The organism is Draconibacterium sediminis (assembly GCF_000949475.1).
GTDB classification, from domain to species: Bacteria; Bacteroidota; Bacteroidia; order Bacteroidales; family Prolixibacteraceae; genus Draconibacterium; species Draconibacterium sediminis.
Genome location: NZ_JRHC01000004.1, coordinates 331,679 through 350,034, shown reverse-complemented (window position 1 = coordinate 350,034; position 18,356 = coordinate 331,679). Strand labels below are relative to the sequence as shown.

Here is an 18,356-nt window from a genome sequence, read left to right as displayed (position 1 = left end):
CCGGTTCTGTTTGGGACCGGCTTTTATTTTGCTTTCACAATCCAACCCGTACCGGGTTGTGTTTGCAACATTTTGCAATGTTGCTATTATAATCGAACGCATACTGCGTTCTTTTTTTCGGTGGATTGATCCAACTGAATAAACTCGGAACCAGTTTGATTTTAGTAACACAGCAACTACTGCAATCCACGAAGGAATCCGGTACGGATTCGATTATAATAACAGCACCAGATCACAATAGAAAACGGAAACCCGGTACGGGTTTGATAAACCACCAACTCAATTGATCCTCAATAAAACAAAACGAATCAAAAAGATGCAAAAGGATTATACCAACTAACGATTTATTGCAAATAGTAAATTTGTCTTGCAATAATGACATCAATCAGTTTCATAAATTGAATTTATGCTATTTTTACCAGCACAATTGATCAAAAAACTAAAATCATCAACATGAGGAAAAATCTCTTTTTCATTTTACTGTTTCTGTTTAGTATTACCAGTGCTTTTGCACAATACACACCGTTTTACCAATACACCTTACTGGCTCCTGAGGTAATGGATGAAATTATCGGAGAATCATCGGGCGAAACGGCAATCAATCACGTTTTTGAAATGGTGGGTTACCAGCGTAACCGGCCGGCAAGTGAATATGGTTCAGCATATTTCCGCGAAGGGAAATACGTGCTGGACAAGTTAAATGAATACGGAATTGCCGGAGCAGAAATAGAACGTTTCGACGGCGGTAAAACCTGGGACGGAATAAAAGGAGAATTATGGGAAGTTGAACCGGGAAAAATAAAACTGGCCGACTATAAAGATATTGCCCTTTCGCTGGCAGAAGGAAGCAAACCAACCGATGTTACTGCCGAATTAGTATGGGTAGAAGAAGGTCTGAAAAGCGACTTTGAAGGATTGGATGTTAAAGGCAAAATTGTTGTAACATCCGCTACGGTTAGCAGAGTTCATAATACAGCAATTGAAAAAGGTGCACTGGGTGTTGTTGCTTTTGGCTCAAGCCGCGAACTTACTGCGCCACTTGCCATACCAGCCAGCGGAATCAGAGGAGAAAATGCAACTTTCGGTTTTTACCTCACGCCGCGTGAAGGTTACAAATTACGCGACCGCTTAATTCATGGCGAAAAGATTAAAGTACATGCTGTTGTCGAGTCGCAAATGTTGCCTTACGATTTGCAGGTGCCAACCTGCGTTATTCCAGGTAGCGATCCTGACGCCGGTGAAGTTATTCTTTCAGCACATATTTTCGAAGGATACACCAAACAGGGAGCCAACGATAACGTTTCAGGTGGTGCAGCCATTTTGGAAGTGGCACGCATAATCAACCAATTGGTTGCCGATGGCCGCATTCCACAACCAAAAAGAAGTATCCGTTTTATCTGGGTGCCTGAATTTTCGGGAACAATTCCGTGGGTAAGTGCCCATGCTGATATTATGGAACAAACGCTTTGTAACATCAACCTCGATATGGTTGGACTGCATCTGAAAAGTAACAATTCGTTTTTTAGCCTGATGCGTACCACATTTGGAAATCCGCACTACATAAACGATGTAATGGAAAACTACTTTGTTTACATGGGTGAAGCAAACCGCGAAATTCTTGCCAACAGAAGTAACAAAAGAATTGCGAACCAGATTATCGCCCCAAGCGGAACGGACGATGCGTTTTATTACCAGATTGAGCAACATTACGGCTCATCTGACCATGAAGTGTTTAACAACTGGACCACGCATGTGCCGGGCGTAATGCTGATTACCTGGCCTGATATGTATTACCACACTTCGCAGGATACTCCGGATAAACTTGATGCCACACAAATGAAACGCGCTGCGGTTATTGCAGCAGCCGGCGCTTATAACATTGCATCAGCCGACGAAGAAATGGCCGGATCAATTGCGACAACGTCATTTTCTTACGGATCGAAAAGAATGGGGATTGAATTGGGTCGCGCGTTGGATGAGCTGAAATACACCGATGCAGAGTCGTTTGAAACGACATGCAAAAAAGTGAAAGTTTATCTGGAAGCTACCTGCAAAAACGAACTTGCCACACTTCAATCGGTAACAGAACTGGCAACGGATAGCAAAATACTTGCTACGCAACTGGAAACCTTATCGGCATCAACAAAGCAGCTTTTCGAGGCCAACTCTGTTGTTCTGGATAATCAAATTGAACTAACAGCTTCAAAGCTTGGGTTAGAAGTCCCGTCATATAAGTTAACAAAACTGGAAAAAGAAGCCAGCGAATTCATTCCTGTTCCTTCGGAAAAAATAAAGGTTGGCGCGTTCCGTGTTGAAGGAGCGGTACGTAATTTACCCAAGGCTATTCAGGAAAAATATCCGTACACAAACATTGCCAGCACTACCGAACTTTGTGCATTGATTAATGGAAAAAACAGTGCCCTGGATATTAAAAAGATGTTGGATACACAACACAAAGAAGTCTCGGATTTGCAAAGCGTTTTAAATTATTGCGGATTGCTAAAAGAAGCAGGACTTCTAAATTAAATGTTTCATGAAATAAATTCATCGTTTGACTTGAAGTCATACAATGAAGGAAAAGATATTGAAGCCGGTTCCGAAAAGGGCCGGCTTTTATTTTGCTATAACTCCTTTAACGCCGCAACCACTTCTTCCACATCAGCCCTTCCTCCGTGGCTCGAGCTTACTTTTGCAAAACGTACTTTACCTGCTTTGTCAACTACAAATGTCGAAGGATAAGCTGTTTCCTTTGGTGCATCCCATCTCAGGCCGTATTTATTTATCATGGAATAGTTTTGATCTAGGGCAAAGTAAAATCCTTCAGGAAAAGTAAAGTCTTCAGCAAATTCCTCTGCTTTTTCCTGCAAAACTTCCGAAGGTCCCGGATAAATCATAAGAATCTTTGCACCGTACTTTTTAAATTGATCGGCTTCGGAAACAAACTCCCCTACCTGGCGGGTACAAACCGGACACTGATATTCGGGCCAGCCCCTCAGAACAATCAGAACAAGCGGCGACTCATTGTATAATTTGTTCATTGGGACTTCGCTTCCATCAATTAACTGTGCAGTAAAATCAATGATTTTATCTCCGGTTTTTACGTTGGCATGAGGTTGCGAAAATGCAGGAACAAAAATAATGGCCAATAAAATGGTAATAATTGTTTTCATGTTGAAGTATTTTTTCTGATAGCACTAAAACATATAACAAAGCGAAAAGTTCTTCATATCTATAAATGGTAAACCACTACTTTTTTTTACCGAAAATCAATAACTAAAAGACAAGGAGACAGAAAGCAGTTGTATGAAGTTAATTCAATAAAAAAGGCGAATTCCCACGAATCCGCCTTACCTTTTCTCATCATTCAGCCTCTAATCAATTACTACACTATGTTCGTAAATATCATTTTCATTAGTCAATACTACCTCGTACACTCCGTAATTCAGTTCAGATAAGTCGATGGCCTTGTGTATTGCAAAATCCTTACCCAAAGCTACTTCCGTCAACAAAGTATTGTTTTCGTATACATACAGATTAATATTTTCATTTTCGAAGTTCAAATACGAAAGTTTAATCTGATCTCCTTCCTGAAAAAAGTATGGGTCTACTGTTTTTCGCACATCCATTACTTCAACTTCGCCGTACTCAATTGATAACTGCTTACGAATTTCTTCATCACCAGTTCTTACAGAATACCAATAAATACCATTGTCAAGTGCCGAAAAGTCATAACGTTTCTCCATCTCACTTCTCGGAACTTCTGAATTCATCTCGTAAATACTGTTTCCGTATTCGTCTGTTAATTCAATCTCAAAGTGAACCATTTCACCGCTCGAGATTTCAACCACCGTTGCCTCATTTTCGTTGGCTTCCATATTCACTCTCAAATTTCCTGATGCCATGGCAACACTTGCTACACACATTGCAATAATTCCTACAAATAAAGTTTTCATGTTTCTAAATTTTTAAATTCTGATTTCTAATTGTTTTGTTTTCTACAAGAGAAAGGAATCAACTCCTACTTTTGTTCATTCTTTAGCCTTTTTCTTTAAACATTATCATGAAACAAAAGGCCTTAGCCCAATAATAGCAAGCATTCCAAGAGTATGTTAATTACATGTTAATGTGCAAACTTAACGAGGAAAAACTATGGAACCTCAAGCCAGCGAAAAGAGAAGTATCTCAATCATTTACAGATAAGAAGGTGTATCCGGTTCATGATTAAAGCGTTTCAATGTTGATTAGAAGACGAAAACTGGATACTGCCAAGCTCCAATTTTTACACAAAAAAAGCGAACCCCATCGGATTCGCTTTACCAAAACTAACTAATCTAACTATACTTACGAAAAATGCTAATTGAGAGTTATTTCGTATTCATATGTTCCGTTGTTACTTACCAAAACGGCCTCGTAGCTGCCATTGTTAAGTTTCGAAAGATCGATGGCGTGATGTAAGGCAAAATCCGATCCCAGTACATCTTCATGAATCAAACTGTTGCTTTTTTCATCATACAGATACAATTTTACATCGCCAGCTCCATAGTTCAGATATGAGATGTCTAATCGATCATTGTATAACCCGAAATACGGATCAACCTGTTTCACCTGATCAACAACTTTTACATCGCCGCCTTTTACTGCGAGCGTGGTCATATTTTGTTCATTGTCAAGCTTCACCCAAAAGGTGTATTCTCCATCGCTAAGTTTTGAGAAATCAAAAGTGTTTAAAACCAGTTTCATTGGTTGCTGAATTTGCTTGTAATAAATAATATCGTTGTTCCTGTTGCGGATTTCCATTTCAAATTGGCTTTCTACTGCATTGGTAACACGAACATGCGCCTCAGCACCTTCGCCTTCCGAAATACTTACACTTAGGTTTCCTGTCGCCATAACAACTCCTGCACTTAATGCAAGCGCAAGTGTTAAAAGAACTTTGTTTAATTGTTTCATAACTTGTTTTCTTTATTTAATTGTTTTCGCTTTCTGTGACTGAAATATATGGATAAAGTTTAAAAGGATCCTGTTAATTGAATGTTAAAGACTTTTTAGTCTTTTATTATCAGTCCATTATACCTGTGTTAATGTCATGTTAAGCACTAAAACTGTTGAAAAACGTGATAAAATATGGGAGATTAGAAAGAGTAAAAATTACCGTTTATTCGCCAGAACCTACCGCTTATTTGCCAGAACCTACCGCTTATATAAAAACAAAATATTTTTTACAATTAATTCTATCTTTGTTAGGAATGACTGCTTACAACGCCATAATAATAGACGACGAAAAGAACGTGCAGGAGGCTTTGAAGATCCTGCTTCAACGCAATTGTCCGAATATAAACATCTGCGATACGGCAAGCTCGGCAAACCAGGGGCGCGAATTATTAAAAAAATGGGATGTGCAATTAATCTTCCTCGATATCTCGATGCCCGGAGAAAATGGCTTCGATTTTCTGGATAGCATAAAAAAAGAAGATTACGCCATTATTTTTACCACAGCCTACGAAGAATATGCCTTACGTGCCATTAAAACAAATGCCATTGATTACCTGCTAAAACCTATTGATCCGGAAGAATTAAAGGAAGCAGTAAACAAGGCAACATCGCATCTCGATCTTCGCCGGCAGAACCAGGATATACAAAAAACGTATGGCGAATCGTTAAACAATCTTACCCGTCAGGCCAACGAAGGTTTTGTTTATGCTCCTAAAATAACGGTAATCCAAAAGTTTGGTTTTCAGATTATTGAAATCGAAAAAATCAGGTATATCGAAGCTGATGGAGCCTATTCTGTGCTTCATCTTTCGGGTCTCGACAAAGTAGTATCGAGCAGACCGGTTGGAGATATTGAAAAGATTCTTGATCCTTCCATCTTTATCCGCATCCATAAATCCACCTTGATAAACTTAAATTTTCTTCGGGGTTTTTCGAGTTTCGAAGGCAATTATGCCATTATGGACGACCAAACGGAATTGGCTATTTCGCGAAGAAAATACAATGAGTTTAAGGAAGCTGTTTCCAAATATTCCAAATCAATTGAGTAGTGAAAAAATTTCTGTTAATACCAACACTAATTTTATGTATCACTCAGCTTGTTTGCGGACAAAATCCGTTTATAACAAACTATACAATTGCCGATGGCTTACCCACCAACAAGGTATTTTGTGTATTGCAGGATAAGAATGATTTTATGTGGTTCGGCACTTCCGCCGGAGTTGTTCGTTTTGATGGCACAAGCTACACGCGGTACACCACCAAAGACGGGATGAGCTACAACCGTATTGCCCGGATGAAGGAAGATATGGAAGGCAGAATTTGGTGCATGAACATTGATGGCTCGGTTAACTACATTTATAAGAACGAGGTTTTCAACGAAAAAAATGCTCCTTTCCTGAGCGAAATTAAAACCGACTTTTATTATCACGATTTATTTCAGGATAAAGACTCCACCATTTACCTGTTTAATGGCACCGGAGAAGTTGCGGTGATAAAAGGAAACAGTTTTATCGACTACCTGCCGTCAAGCTTAAACGGAGCTGTAATTTTCAATATCACCAGAAACACCAATAACAATCTGCTTTTTTGGGATAGTAACCGAATAGTAGAAAAAAGCAGTGTAGATGAGTTACTGGAAAACCACCCGCTTGATTTTAATGTTACCCGAGTTACCTTATCGCCCGACGGAGTTACCTATGTATGTGATATGGATGGCAATATTCACCTGTTCCAGGGCTCGCGACTGATTTCGAAAAACTTTGTACACGTTGATGCCCAGGTGGTAAACGACATGCTGATTAAGGGTGAATTCCTGTGGGTGTCGACATTCGATAACGGACTGTATTGTTTTAAAAACGACAGTCTGGTATTTCATCATGCCATGAAAAAGATTCAGAACCTGGTGCTCGATGCTCAAAATAATTTATGGACCGCTTCAACTACCTACGGTATTTTTAAAATTAACGACGGCATATTAAAATACCAAACCATTGAAGCCGAGCAGTTTGATGAAAAAGGAGTAAGAGCAATAGCCCCGTCAAATGATGATTTTTTGTGGCTAACGAATGGCGAATCATTATTCATTTTTAAGGATGGTAAACTCTTCGATAACAAATTAGATATTGGAGAATATATACTCGATCAAATTATTCAGCTTAGCGATAATTCACTGCTGATAAGTGGCATTAATACTCAATTGTACATATACAAGAATCTTAGAATCAATCCGAAAAACAACACTATTGAATACGACAATTTAAACAAGTCGAATATTCATGTTAGGAAACCCGTTGTCGATTCATCCGAGTCGAAAGTAAATTTTTATTTAAACGACAATTTATTTTTTCGCGAACTAAAAGGTAATTACCCGCAATTTCGCGTAAAATATACCGACTGGGGACGAATACGTAATATTTTTCTGAATTACAACAATGATTTAATTGTAAATGGGAACACCAACCATATTGTTGCCGGCGGTCAAATTTCCACCGATTCAACTTACAGTGTTTTCGACGGAAAATGGATCGCATCGAACATTACAATCGACTCAACCACCGAAGTCCTTCAAATTGAAGAAGCCGACAATTCAGAACTTGTTTTAATACACAACGACAGTATTTACAGTCTTATCGACAACATGGAAGATCATATCAGCCTGAAAATAAAAGATATGATTTACTACGACAAAACGGTTTTTCTGTACAATCAACAAACGGTTTATTTTATTTCAAATCCAACAGATGTTATCAAGGGCGAAACGGCGGTGCTTAATCGTTTAAATATCACTTTCAACAATATTAACGACCTGTATTGCCAGAACGAAATTTTATATGTTGCTTCCGACGACGGGCTAACACTTATTCCGGTAAGCGAATGTGTTAATGCCGTTTCGATCCCAACAAAACCCTATTTTTCGAAAGTAACACTCGATGAAAAAGAAATGGCGGTGGCCAAAGGTGAAATCGTATATAAAAACAAAGACCGCTTAAACATTGAATTTTCGAGTCTTAATTTCTCATCGTCGCCATCGAATTTTGCATACATGCTCGAAGGCGTTAATAACGATTGGATTACCGGTACCGAAAAACAGGTGGTATACCTTAACCTAAAACCGGGGCACTACACATTTAAGCTAAAATCGAGAAAAAATATGGAGCCCTACAGCGAAGTAATCGAACTTCCTGTTACCGTTATACCTACTTTCTTTCAACGAGTAAGCACAAGAATCGGGGCACTGCTTCTCCTGCTGTTTCTGGGATTCCTGATGGTGAGAAACTACTACCGCCGTCAACTTCGCGAACGTGAAAAAGACAATCAGCTGGTTACGCTCGAAAACCGAGCTTTGCAGTCGATGATGAATCCCCACTTTATATTTAATTCGCTGGGCTCGATTCAGAAGTTTTTACTGCAAAACAAGTCAGAAGAAGCCGGAGCTTATCTTTCGCGATTTGCAAGACTAATCAGGCAAACCATGAATTCCATTAAATCAAACTCCGTATTACTGGATGATGAAGTGGAACGTTTGCGAAATTATATTGAGCTGGAGCAGTTCAGAATGGAAAACCATTTTGAATTTAGCGTAATTCTCGACGACCAATTGCAGCAAGACGACTACAACATTCCATCGATGATTGTGCAACCATTTGTTGAAAACGCCATTTGGCACGGCATTTCACAACTGCAGGGCAAAGGAAAAATTACCATACGTTTTAATTACGTTAATGAAAAAAGTATCCGTATTATAATAGAAGACAACGGTATTGGTTTCGAAAAATCAAAAGCATTCTCAAAAACGAAAAGCCACCTGAATATGGCGTCGAACCTCACACAAAAAAGAATTCAGCTGATTGGTGAAAAATACCAGGTAAAAACCCAACTTAGTTATGAAGAACTTTACCCGGGAGAAACAAATCCGGGAGCAAAAATTACACTTTTGGTGCCAATTGTTGAGTAAGCCAAAAACCACTTATTCGGTAGAACCTACCGCTTATTAGCCAGAACCTACCGTTTATAAAATACCTAATTTTATTTAAAACCAATTACGTAATATTGTAATGCAATTAAGAAAACAGTTCTTTAAATTATTTATAAAAAGAAACAAGAAGAATTTATCTCCTCACATTCGGTTCCTTGTTTAAGCTTGATAAAGGTTACAAACACCGCGGTTATTAACTACGCAAACGCAAACTGTCCTTCACTGTCCCTGAAAGCAAACTAATAGTTAAGATCAAGACAAACAAAACAAGGAATACAAAGCCAACCCGCTACCTCAAGGGTTGGCTTTTTTTTTGCTTCAATTTCAAACTTTTCCGGTAATCACGGGTTACACCTCCAACAGCATTCATAATTAAGGTCAAACAATTTGTTTTAATGCTAAATATGGTATTTTTAGAAGTTAAATTTTAAACAGCTCGAAATGCGTGATCAAACATTAGCAAAACTATTTACCACTGCTTTTCACGAAAACTGGGAGGAATTGGCTTTTTCCGATTTTGAAGGTGGTGATTTTATTTACAAAGACATTGCAGGAACCATAAAATCGCTGCACCTGTTTTATCAACTTGCCGGTTTGCAACGCGGCGATAAAATTGCAGTTCTGGGAAGAAACTCATCGCAATGGGCAGCCACTTTTTTGTCGGCACTTTCTGCAGGGCTTGTAATTGTTCCTATTCTGCCCGATTTTAACAAGAGCGATACCAACCACATTATCAACCACTCCGAATCGAAACTGGTTATTGGAGCAAGCGCTCTTCTTGAAAAGGTTGACCTTGAAGTTTCGGAAAAACTGCAGGCAGTAATTAAGCTCGAAGATTTTAGTTTATATGCCGCAAAAAACGAAAATATACAATACAAACTCAACGACGGGTTTCAATATTACAAAGAAAACCGGTTAAGTAAAGCAGCTTTTGTTTTTGAAGAATGGGAACCCGAAGAAATGTGTATTATCTCGTATACATCGGGCACATCAGGTTTTACTAAAGGCGTAATGATACCTGAACGAAGCCTTCTTTCGAACATTATTTTTGCACAGGAACACATGCCGTTAAAAGCCGGTAACAAAATAGTTTCGTTTTTGCCAATGGCGCATGTTTACGGACTGCTTTTCGAATTTTTATTCCCGGTTAGCAAGGGATGCCACATTACTTTCCTAAGTAAAATGCCTTCTCCGGCAGTTATCACAAAAGCTTTTGGCGAAATAAAACCACACCTTATTTTATCGGTTCCGCTGGTAATTGAGAAGATCTATAAAAAGCGTATTCTTCCGGCAATTGAAAAAACTTCGGTAAAATTTTTACTGAAATTGCCGATCATTTCAAATATCATTCTGAAAAAGATCAGAACTAAAATGATTGAAACATTTGGCGGCCGCTTCTACGAGATTGTGATTGGAGGAGCACCACTGAGTGCCGATGTGGAGGCATTCTTTAAACGTATAAACTTTCCTTTTACCATTGGCTACGGAATGACCGAGTGCGGCCCGCTGATTAGTTATGAAGCGTGGGACAAAACAATGCCCTCTTCGGCCGGAACGCTTGTTGATCGCATGGAAGTTCGGATCGATTCGAAAGATCCGTATAATGTAGTGGGAGAAATTCAGGTAAAAGGCGAAAATGTAATGCTGGGTTATTATAAAAACGAAAAGGAAACCAAAGCCGTGCTTACCGAAGATGGCTGGCTAAAAACCGGCGACCTGGGTGTAATTGATCAGAACAACTTTATTTATATTCGCGGACGCTCGAAAAATATGCTGCTTGGCCCCTCGGGACAGAATATCTACCCCGAAGAAATTGAAGCAAAACTTTGCAACCAAAGTTATATTGCCGAGTGTGTGGTTGTTGAGCGCGACCATAAACTGGTGGCATTGGTTTACCCCGATTTTGAATCGATGAAAACCGATAATATTGACGAAAAAGAGCTGCCGGCAATAATGGCCGAGAACCAAAAAAAGGCCAATGCCGAATTGCCGCGTTACGAACATGTTAGCCGCATTGAGCTGGTTGACGAAGAGTTCGAAAAAACGCCAAAACGAAATATTAAACGTTACAAATACGTATAAAAAAACATTCAGAATAACCGAGAGTCACCAACCGAAATTAAGACAAACAATATGCGTCGAACTCTCCCTCATTCCCTCTCTTCTCGAAGAGAGGGACGATTGTGTCGGAGGCACAATCAGGGTGAGTTTATAATTTTGAAGTAAATTCTTGCTATTTACTTTAGTGAGCTTTCAAAAAAAACTCCGGGAAAATTCCCGGAGTTTTTTATTAATATATCGTCTGAATCTATTGCTCCAGTTTGTCTAAATGCACATCCATTTGTGGGAAAGGAATTACAATTCCGGCCTCATCGAGTGCAATTTTTCCAGCTTCGTACACATCAAAATATACTTTCCAGTAATCGGCAGGCAAAGTATAGGGCCGAACGGCGAGGTTCACCGAACTGTCGCCCAGACCTTTTACACCAACAAAAGGTGCCGGTTCTTTCAGTACTTTCGGATGGCTTTCAATTATCTTCATTAGCACATCTTTGGCCTGTTTAATATTTGAACCGTAAGAAATACCAAAATCCATATCCACCCTTATCAAACCTTCAGTAGTATAATTTACAATGTCGTTGCCCGATACCGAGGCATTGGGTAAGATTACAGTTTTGTTTTCGGGTGTTAAAAGTATAGTAACAAAAATGTGTATCTCTTTAACGGTTCCCAGGTGCCCTTGTGAAACAATCAAATCGCCCACTTTGAAGGGTTTAAAAGCCAGTATCATTACTCCTGCGGCAAAATTCGCCAGTGTTCCCTGCATCGCCATGCCAACAGCAAGTCCGGCAGCACCAAGCACCGCAATAAACGACGTGGTTTCAATCCCCACCATTTTGGCAATACTTATCAGAAGCATCACCTTTAAAAGAATGTTTATTAAACTTTGTAAAAACCCGCTCACCGAAACATTAACGTGGCGTTTCTCCATAACTTTTGCAGTTCTCCGGGTAATAATTTTAATAATCCAAAAACCCAGTATCAGAACTACAATGGCCGCAATTACCTTTAAACCGTAGGTAATTATCAAATCATAGGCCTTTTCAATATAACCTGTTACTTGTTCATTCATAGTACATTAATTAATAATATTCTTCAAGTTAGGTAAAAATCAAACCTGAATCAATAGGCGGCAGAACAAATGTTCACATACAAATTAAACAGGAAATATTGCTACATTTGTTTCAACTAACTACTACTTAATGAACTTAAAGTCAAGTAAACTCTTTTCTGAGGATCGCCTGTTATCGCTGGATTTCTTTCGCGGAATTACGATGTTTCTGTTGGTAGCTGAAGGCACACATTTGTGGTCGGTTTTAGTTGAGCCTCCAATTGCGGAAACCGTCGTTGAAAGTTTCTTTCTGCAATTTCATCACCATCCGTGGAACGGGTTGCGTTTTTGGGATCTTATTCAACCCTTTTTTATGTTTATCGTTGGTGTGGCAATGCCATTTTCGTATGCCAAACGAAAAAAACGGGGCGACTCACAAACAACAATCACCCGGCATATCATACAACGTTGCATTATTCTTTTGGCATTTGGTGTAGCCCTGCACTGTGGCTACAAACGAAAATTGGTTTGGGAATTTTGGAACGTTTTATCGCAACTTTCGGTAACCATTTTAATCGCTTACTTTTTAATGCACTGCAAGTGGTCAACACAAATTATTGTTTCGTTTGGCTTATTGCTGCTAACTGAAATTCTTTATCGTACTTTCCCGCTTGATGGCTATAATCAACCCTTTGTAAAAGATCATAATTTCGGGAGTTGGGTTGACATGCTATTAATGGGAAAAATTAACAACGGCGGTGGCTGGGTAGCCATCAACTGTATTCCAACAGCCGCACATACCATTTGGGGCGTAGTGGCCGGGCAACTGTTGCAGTCGGGTAAAAGCCAGACTGAAAAAGTAAAAAAATTAGCAATTGGAGGTTTGATTATTCTGCTCATGGGTTATTTACTCGACTGGACTTCGGTAACACCAATCATAAAACGTATTTCCACCTCGTCGTTTGTTTTGGCATCGGGTGGCTGGGCACTGCTGGTACTGGCTTTTAGCTACTGGCTTATCGACATAAAAAAAATCAACCAATGGATTTTCCCTTTTGTAGTTGTTGGCACCAACTCCATTTTTATCTATCTTTTCTCGAATACGGTTGGAGGCCAATGGTTAAACGGATTCGTAGCCATTTTTACTACAGGTTTTCTGAGCTGGTTTAAAACTCCTGAATTTTTGATAAACCTCACAACTGCCTTAAGCGTTCTCGTCTTGGAATGTTTGCTTTGCTATTACCTCTTTATAAAACGAATATATTTTAGAGTTTAAAACTTACTTGATATCAACTAAATTTATAAAATGATGAAAACAAATCGTAGGAACTTTTTAAGAACTACAGCCGCTGCAACGGCAGGAACAATGCTTGTGTCTCCGGCATTTGCAATGAATAGCGCAAAACCGCGTTACCAGATTTCATTAGCCGAATGGTCGTTTCACAAGGCTTTGTTTGCCAATGAAATGACAAATCTCGACTTTCCGAAAGTTACCCGTGAACTGGGAATTGACGGAGTGGAATATGTAAACCAGTTTTTTAAAGACAAAGCAAAGGACGAAAAATACCTTGGCGAACTAAAGAAAATTGCAAAGAACGAAGGTGTTGCCAACGTGCTAATTATGTGCGATGGCGAAGGAATGGTTGGCCATCCGGAAAAAGACGAGCGTGTAAAAACAGTTGAAAATCATAAAAAATGGGTTGATGCCGCTGCATTTTTGGGCTGCCATTCAATTCGTGTAAATGCCGGAAGCCGGGGTACATTTGAAGAGCAACAAAAACTTGCTGCTGATGGACTACACATGCTTTGCGAATATGGCGATACCCAAAAAATTAACATTATTGTTGAAAACCATGGTGGTTTATCGAGCAATGGTGAATGGCTTTCGGGGGTAATGAAAATGGTTGACCACAAACGTGTGGGCACTTTGCCTGATTTCGGAAACTTTATGATTAACCGCGACACCGGCGAAGAATACGACCGCTACAAAGGCGTTGAACTTTTAATGCCTTATGCAAAAGGTGTGAGTGCAAAAACAAATGTATTTAATGCAGCCGGCGACGAAGCCAATATGGATTATTACCGACTGATGAAAATTGTTGACGAGGCCGGTTACAAAGGTTTTGTGGGTATTGAATTTGAAGGTTCCGAGCTGTCGGAGCGCGAAGGTGTAATAGCCACAAAGGCACTTCTTGAAAAAGTATTTAAAACATTATAGACACGTAACAACTTATTAACTAACTCTTTTCAGTCGATTTACCATTAATTTTTGTTAATCCTGCTTTATTTCGAAACAATAAAGTGGTGTACGCGTAAATCTAAACAACTTTGTATACCTGAAATGACTTAAAGGGGTTGATTGAAAAACTTAATACAAAGTTGAAAAGGTAATTAGTTGTTTGTCTTTCAAAAAAAAGGGGAAGCGATGAATATTCATCGCTTCCCTTATTTTTATATACCTCTACTGAAATGGAGCAATTGTTATTTTCGTCCGGAACAACCGCCAGCGTTGAACGGCTTTCTTCGCCGGACGATTTATATATCCGACCTTTACCCAGGGTGACGTAATTCATAGAATTACTCTGCCCCGGGCTAAAATATATCGCACTTCAGCGCTTTTTATTAAAAGCCCCCAAGGGGGCGACAGGCAATAACCCGGTGCGACTGACGAAAGTCAGGAAGCGCCGGGAAAAAGAGAATGAAGCAGATCTAGTCCGGCGAAGAAAGTTGAATAAAGATTTTTCGTTGTCCCGGACGAAATAATTAAAAGAAACTATAAGCTGACTGTATACCCCATAGTTAACAATGCACCAAATGTTTTATCAACTTTGTCTGGAATAAAACAATCCTAATGTTTGTTTCGGTAGAATGGGAAGTTCGGATCAATCCTTCCGTCGCCGCCTCGTCCGCCGTCGCCAATTTCAAATAAGAATACCAATCCCACACTAATTTGTGTGGTTAACGACAAACGGCGGTTGTATTTTAGCAGATCAGCCCCCTCTTCGTTGGCATAAGTGAAATTAGGCACCCCGTCGATAATGCCTGAGTTTAAAACGGTACATGTTCCATCAATTTCAAACAGTAAATTATCGCTTAGGGCATAATCAAAACCAATTCCTCCGCCTACGTGAAATGCCGGCCATTTTTTCTGCTCCGAGATGGATGTTCCCCGCGCATAAAGCACATCTGCACCTTCACCATCATTAAAAGCATAATCTATTACGTTCAAATCAAAACCAGGCAAAGGTTCTTCCTGAGAGAAATCCCGGTACCTTAATTCAGTACCCACCAATGCCACAACACCTGTAAGTTTAAAAAAAGGCGTAAAGGTTTTGTCGGGCATAAAAAAGTATTTGTAGTTAACAGCCACATTAAACAAGCGGGTGTTGTACTCCAGTGGAGAAACAATAAACTCATCCTGGTAATACTGAAAATAAGGCGTAAGAAAATAGTTAAAAACTGGTGGATCGTCGTTAAAACCTTTCAGGTGTGTATAATCCAGCTCTATGCCAAAATAGGTTTTTTCGGTAACCTGAAACAGAATTTCACCTTCCAAACCGGCCGATAATTGCGGGGTAAATCTGTCGCTGCTGGTAGCCGGCGAAGCAAGCAAAGCGTTGGGATGTGGCACATCAGAAGTTCCGAATTCGGACATAAGCATACCCGAATTGGCTGCCACCCTGAAACCTATAAGCTGTGCATTTACAGAAAATGCACCAACCATAAGCGACATAAAAACAAATAGCAATTTTCTCACAACCATCTCTTTGACTTACAGCGTTTAATTTAAGCCGTTTTTATCAGAAATGGAAACAATGTAAAATAAATCTATCGTCTTTCTTTTACCTGCGATGCATCAACCAGCTTGTAAAGTTTATCGGCACGGCGGATTACTTCATCGATTGGCACAGAGATTCGTTGTCCTTTTAAGCCTTCTTCAACCGGTTGTAGATCGAAACGAATTTCGCTGACGTTGTTTTGATAAACCCCTGTTGTTGGGCCGGTAACAATTATCTCGTCCCCCACTTTCAGGTTGTTGGTTTCCAGTTTGAATTCGGCTACACCAATTTTTTTGAAATAGTTGGTGCATTTCCCGATATACAATTTGCGTTTGCTCGCCCTTGATCCATAGTTTTTACTCCACTCACCCAGTCGCTGACCAAGATAATAACCATCCCAGAATCCACGGTTAAAAACAGTTTCCAGGCGCGTATTCCAGTCCTCAACTTTTTCTTCGGTAAACGATTCGTCAAAATAAGCATCAACAGCCTCGCGGTAGCACTGCGCAACTGTTTTTACGTATTCGGCTGAACGGGCACGCCCTTCAATTTTTAGCACCGAAACTCCGGCATCGAGAATTTTATTGAGGAAATGAATGGTTTTCAAATCTTTGGGCGACATGATGTATTCGTTGTCGATCTCCAGCTCGGCACCGGTTTCTTTATCGGTAACCGTGTAAGCCCGGCGACAGGTTTGCAGGCACGCACCACGGTTTGCCGACGAGTTCATTTCGTGCAAACTGAGGTAACATTTACCACTGGTAGCCATACACAGTGCACCGTGCACAAACATTTCAATTTTCATCAGTTCGCCGTTTGGCCCGGTAATATTTTGCTTTTTAATCTGGTCGCTGATTTCCCAAACGCGCCCAAGGTTCATTTCGCGCGCCAGCACCACTACATCGGCAAAATTGGAGTAAAATTTTACAGCTTCGATGTTGGTGATATTTACCTGAGTTGAGATATGCACCTCAAGATTAACGGAACGGGCGTATTGAATTACCGAAACATCGGCTGCAATAACTGCCGACACTCCGGCTTCTTTAGCGGCATCAATAACTTCGTGCATTTTATCCAGTTCGCCGTCGAAAATTTCCACGTTCATGGTAAGGTAAGTTTTCACCTTATTTTCGGTGGCAATACGTACGATTTTACGCAGGTCGTCGAGATTAAAATTATTAGACGAGCGCGAACGCATGTTAAGGTTTTCAACACCAAAATATACCGATCCGGCTCCTCCCTGAATGGCTGCCATTAACGATTCGTACGAACCAACCGGCGCCATTATTTCCACATCTCTTCTTTCCATTGCTTATGCGTGAAGTTTTAAAAATTGCGGTGCAAAGTTAAGAGTTTTTGGGAATTACGCATGTGATGAAAATAATGAGGACATCGCTTATCCCATTCATCAGGTGGGTTATGTATTTTTTACCGTTGCCCATACGTTCCTTAGCATTCACCATGTGTTCCTTAACGCTGCTCAAGGGTTCCTTAGCGCTTAACACGTGTTCCTTAAAGCTGCTCATGCGTTCCTTAGCGCTTACCACATATTCCTTAAAAGCTGCTCATGCGTTCCTTGACGCTTACCTTGTGTTCCTTCACGTTGCTCATGAGTTCCTTCACGCCATCTTCCATTCCTTAACAACCTTTATGTGTTCCTTGGCGTTATTCATGACACAGTTTATTGAACATTACCCATTGAATTTCCGGAGGAAGATTATTTGAGAGTCACAAACATCCTAAAAACAGCGATGCCCTCACTCAAACTCAGAGTAAGGGCATCACACCTCTATTCTTATTGCTTAAACAAACTTTTCGCGTTTCTGTAAATTAAAAAGGCCGTACAAAACAAACACCAAAGTGGCGATCCCCATAAAAATCCGGTTCTTCCGGATTATTCCTATCCAGATCACTTCGTTCAGGTTATTTGGTATTTCAAACGGGTTCAGAAAAACATCCCACTGCGTACCCTGCATTAAATCTTCGCGCAATATCAGCAGTGCCACACCAATTAAAACCATGGTTACCGCTGTTCCGTTTCCGTTTTTAACAATGGTGGAGAACATAAATGCCATCGATCCTAAAAATATAATCGGATACATTAACTGGTACGACATTTCAAGCAGGTTAATTTTGTACAGCAGCACCGAAGCCAGGGCCGAAAACAGAAAGATAATAACAAATACCAGCGTATAGATCATTACCAAACGCACCAGCCAAACTTTATAACGGTAGTTCGGTATTCCGAAAAGTATTTCCAGCATCCGCGAATCATCGTCGTTTTGTATACCAAAAACCGAGGGATAGAAAATGAGCAAAATGCCAGGAAATATCAGTAAGCTATACACCATTTCTTCCGACATGGAGCCGCCGTTATATACCGTTTGTATGGCAAAAAATAAAAAGAAACCAAGTGCTGCTATTAAAAACCATATAAAGCGGTTGGCAAAAATGATTCGTAAATTATACCGTATCATTTTAATTAAAATATACAGCC

General features: G+C 39.9%; 13 protein-coding genes. 6 read left to right on the top strand and 7 right to left on the bottom strand.

Going from position 1 to position 18,356, the window contains the following annotated elements; translation table 11 throughout:
* Window positions 1–453 precede the first annotated feature (453 nt).
* On the top strand, window positions 454–2,526 hold the full coding sequence (locus LH29_RS15850) for a M28 family peptidase (RefSeq protein ID WP_045031561.1): 2,073 nt from the start codon (window positions 454–456) through the stop codon (window positions 2,524–2,526).
* A 95-nt stretch (window positions 2,527–2,621) separates the two neighbouring features.
* Here LH29_RS15850 and LH29_RS15845 read toward each other — a convergent pair whose 3' ends face one another.
* From LH29_RS15845 to LH29_RS15835, 3 genes are all read right to left on the bottom strand, one after another.
* Entirely contained in the window at window positions 2,622–3,170 is a 549-nt protein-coding gene (locus LH29_RS15845; protein ID WP_045031559.1) for a peroxiredoxin family protein, read from the bottom strand.
* A 201-nt stretch (window positions 3,171–3,371) separates the two neighbouring features.
* Entirely contained in the window at window positions 3,372–3,953 is a 582-nt protein-coding gene (locus LH29_RS15840; RefSeq protein WP_045031557.1) for a hypothetical protein, read from the bottom strand.
* A gap of 400 nt (window positions 3,954–4,353) precedes the next feature.
* On the bottom strand, window positions 4,354–4,950 hold the full coding sequence (locus tag LH29_RS15835) for a hypothetical protein (RefSeq protein ID WP_045031555.1): 597 nt from the start codon (window positions 4,948–4,950) through the stop codon (window positions 4,354–4,356).
* 296 nt (window positions 4,951–5,246) lie between these two features.
* Between LH29_RS15835 and LH29_RS15830 the strand changes: the two genes are divergently transcribed.
* From LH29_RS15830 to LH29_RS15820, 3 genes are all read left to right on the top strand, one after another.
* Complete coding sequence (locus LH29_RS15830; protein ID WP_045031554.1) at window positions 5,247–6,041, top strand: LytR/AlgR family response regulator transcription factor; 795 nt, start codon at window positions 5,247–5,249, stop codon at window positions 6,039–6,041.
* The gene (locus LH29_RS15825) at window positions 6,041–8,947 is read left to right on the top strand and encodes a sensor histidine kinase (protein WP_045031551.1); all 2,907 of its coding nucleotides are present in this window, start codon (window positions 6,041–6,043) and stop codon (window positions 8,945–8,947) included. Before LH29_RS15830 ends, LH29_RS15825 begins: the two co-directional genes overlap by 1 nt.
* Window positions 8,948–9,409: 462 nt before the next feature.
* Window positions 9,410–11,050 carry an AMP-binding protein gene (locus LH29_RS15820; RefSeq protein WP_045031549.1) on the top strand — a complete coding sequence of 547 codons (1,641 nt, stop codon included), beginning with the start codon at window positions 9,410–9,412 and terminating at the stop codon, window positions 11,048–11,050.
* A gap of 226 nt (window positions 11,051–11,276) precedes the next feature.
* On the opposite strand, the gene LH29_RS15815 is transcribed toward LH29_RS15820, so the two are convergent.
* The gene (locus tag LH29_RS15815) at window positions 11,277–12,101 is read right to left on the bottom strand and encodes a mechanosensitive ion channel family protein (protein ID WP_045031547.1); all 825 of its coding nucleotides are present in this window, start codon (window positions 12,099–12,101) and stop codon (window positions 11,277–11,279) included.
* A gap of 130 nt (window positions 12,102–12,231) precedes the next feature.
* Between LH29_RS15815 and LH29_RS15810 the strand changes: the two genes are divergently transcribed.
* Both LH29_RS15810 and LH29_RS15805 read left to right on the top strand, forming a co-directional pair.
* Window positions 12,232–13,356, top strand: a complete 1,125-nt coding sequence (locus LH29_RS15810; RefSeq protein ID WP_045031545.1) for an acyltransferase family protein — start codon at window positions 12,232–12,234, stop codon at window positions 13,354–13,356.
* A gap of 30 nt (window positions 13,357–13,386) precedes the next feature.
* Window positions 13,387–14,298, top strand: a complete 912-nt coding sequence (locus LH29_RS15805) for a sugar phosphate isomerase/epimerase family protein (RefSeq protein WP_045031543.1) — start codon at window positions 13,387–13,389, stop codon at window positions 14,296–14,298.
* 630 nt (window positions 14,299–14,928) lie between these two features.
* Here the strand turns inward: LH29_RS15805 and LH29_RS15795 are convergent.
* From LH29_RS15795 to LH29_RS15780, 3 genes are all read right to left on the bottom strand, one after another.
* On the bottom strand, window positions 14,929–15,837 hold the full coding sequence (locus tag LH29_RS15795) for a hypothetical protein (RefSeq protein WP_157493727.1): 909 nt from the start codon (window positions 15,835–15,837) through the stop codon (window positions 14,929–14,931).
* Between the two features lie 71 nt (window positions 15,838–15,908).
* Complete coding sequence (locus tag LH29_RS15790) at window positions 15,909–17,168, bottom strand: peptidase U32 family protein (protein ID WP_045031536.1); 1,260 nt, start codon at window positions 17,166–17,168, stop codon at window positions 15,909–15,911.
* Window positions 17,169–17,661: 493 nt separating this feature from the next.
* Window positions 17,662–18,336: a hypothetical protein gene (locus tag LH29_RS15780; RefSeq protein WP_198152478.1), complete on the bottom strand. Its 675-nt coding sequence runs from the start codon at window positions 18,334–18,336 to the stop codon at window positions 17,662–17,664.
* Window positions 18,337–18,356: the final 20 nt, after the last annotated feature.

Excerpts from the sequence above, each read along its gene's own strand:
- LH29_RS15850 (WP_045031561.1), top strand. The coding sequence starts at position 454 with ATGAGGAAAAATCTCTTTTTCATTTTACTGTTTCTGTTTAGTATTACC.
- LH29_RS15845 (WP_045031559.1), bottom strand. The coding sequence starts at position 3,170 with ATGAAAACAATTATTACCATTTTATTGGCCATTATTTTTGTTCCTGCA.
- LH29_RS15840 (WP_045031557.1), bottom strand. The coding sequence starts at position 3,953 with ATGAAAACTTTATTTGTAGGAATTATTGCAATGTGTGTAGCAAGTGTT.
- LH29_RS15835 (WP_045031555.1), bottom strand. The coding sequence starts at position 4,950 with ATGAAACAATTAAACAAAGTTCTTTTAACACTTGCGCTTGCATTAAGT.
- LH29_RS15830 (WP_045031554.1), top strand. The coding sequence starts at position 5,247 with ATGACTGCTTACAACGCCATAATAATAGACGACGAAAAGAACGTGCAG.
- LH29_RS15820 (WP_045031549.1), top strand. The coding sequence starts at position 9,410 with ATGCGTGATCAAACATTAGCAAAACTATTTACCACTGCTTTTCACGAA.
- LH29_RS15815 (WP_045031547.1), bottom strand. The coding sequence starts at position 12,101 with ATGAATGAACAAGTAACAGGTTATATTGAAAAGGCCTATGATTTGATA.
- LH29_RS15810 (WP_045031545.1), top strand. The coding sequence starts at position 12,232 with ATGAACTTAAAGTCAAGTAAACTCTTTTCTGAGGATCGCCTGTTATCG.
- LH29_RS15805 (WP_045031543.1), top strand. The coding sequence starts at position 13,387 with ATGATGAAAACAAATCGTAGGAACTTTTTAAGAACTACAGCCGCTGCA.
- LH29_RS15790 (WP_045031536.1), bottom strand. The coding sequence starts at position 17,168 with ATGGAAAGAAGAGATGTGGAAATAATGGCGCCGGTTGGTTCGTACGAA.
- LH29_RS15780 (WP_198152478.1), bottom strand. The coding sequence starts at position 18,336 with ATGATACGGTATAATTTACGAATCATTTTTGCCAACCGCTTTATATGG.